The 1,261-nt window shown below is 73.7% G+C and carries 1 protein-coding gene; it reads left to right on the top strand.

Features of this window, described 5'->3' with window-relative positions; genetic code table 11:
- Nucleotides 1-132: 132 nt before the first annotated feature.
- Nucleotides 133-1,236: an NAD(P)H-dependent flavin oxidoreductase gene (locus AB8Z75_RS34745; protein WP_369209098.1), complete on the top strand. Its 1,104-nt coding sequence runs from the start codon at nucleotides 133-135 to the stop codon at nucleotides 1,234-1,236.
- Nucleotides 1,237-1,261 lie beyond the last annotated feature (25 nt).

Below are 1,261 nucleotides of genomic sequence, written 5' to 3'. Positions count from 1 at the left end.
GCCTCKGTACCGGGGCCCGCACGGGCCGTGAGGGAGAGGCTGACGAGGGGGAGGGGCGGCGCCGCCGGTAAAAACTGACGCTGCGTCAGGAAAAGCCTTCCCTCCGGCATCCGGCTGCGGCATCCTGCGCCCATGCAGACGGAGCTGAGCACCCAGTTGGGAGCAGAGCACGCCCTCTTCGGCTTCACGCCCTTCCCCGCCGTGGCCGCCGCGCTCACCCGCGCGGGCGGCTTCGGCGTGCTCGGCGCCGTGCGATACGGCGCCGCCGACGACCTCAGACGCGACCTCGACTGGATGGCGGCACACACCGACGGGCTGCCGTGGGGGCTCGATGTCGTGATGCCGGCCAAGAAGGTCGAGTCGGTCACCGAGGCGGACGTCGAGGCCATGATCCCGGACGGGCACCGCCGGTACGTGCAGGAGGTCCTCGACCGGTACGACGTCCCCCGCCTGCCGGAAGGGCAGGACGGCGGCTGGCGCATCACCGGCTGGATGGAGGAGGTCGCGCGCGGGCAGCTCGACGTCGCGTTCGACTACCCCGTCAAACTCCTCGCCAACGCGCTCGGATCGCCGCCGCCCGACGTGATCGAGCGGGCCCACCGGCACGGCATCCCCGTCGCCGCTCTCGCCGGAAGCCCCCGGCACGCCGAGCGGCACAAGGAGGCGGGTATCGACATCATCGTCGCCCAGGGCTACGAAGCCGGCGGTCACACGGGAGAGATCGCCACCATGGTGCTCACCCCCGAGGTCGTCCGCGCCGTGGACCCCCTCCCCGTGCTCGCCGCGGGTGGCATCGGCAGCGGCGAGCAGCTGGCCGCTGCCCTCGCGCTGGGCGCGCAGGGCGCCTGGCTGGGGTCCGTGTGGCTGACCACCACCGAGGCCGACCTGGGGTCGCGGGCCCTCACGCGCAAACTGCTGGCCGCCACGGCCGGTGACACGGTGCGGTCGCGGGCGCTCACGGGCAAACCGGCGCGGCAGTTGCGCACCGACTGGACGGACGCCTGGGAGCCGGGCGAGGGGCCTGGCCCCCTGCCCATGCCCCTGCAGGGCCTGCTGGTGGCGGAGGCCAACTCGCGGATACAGCGGTACGAGGTGGAGCCGCTGCTCGGGACGCCCGTGGGGCAGATCGTCGGGTCCATGAACAGCGAGCGCTCGGTCCAGGCCGTCGTCGACGATCTGACCCGCGGGTTCGAGCGCGCCGTCGCGAGGCTTACCGGGATCGCGGAGGCCGGTTGAGGACCGGGGGCCCGCAGGGCGGGGC

Source organism: Streptomyces sp. PU-14G (genome assembly GCF_041028275.1).
GTDB lineage: Bacteria > Actinomycetota > Actinomycetes > Streptomycetales > Streptomycetaceae > Streptomyces.
This window is presented reverse-complemented; position numbering and strand designations above follow the sequence as displayed.

Excerpts from the sequence above, each read along its gene's own strand:
- AB8Z75_RS34745 (WP_369209098.1), top strand. The coding sequence starts at position 133 with ATGCAGACGGAGCTGAGCACCCAGTTGGGAGCAGAGCACGCCCTCTTC.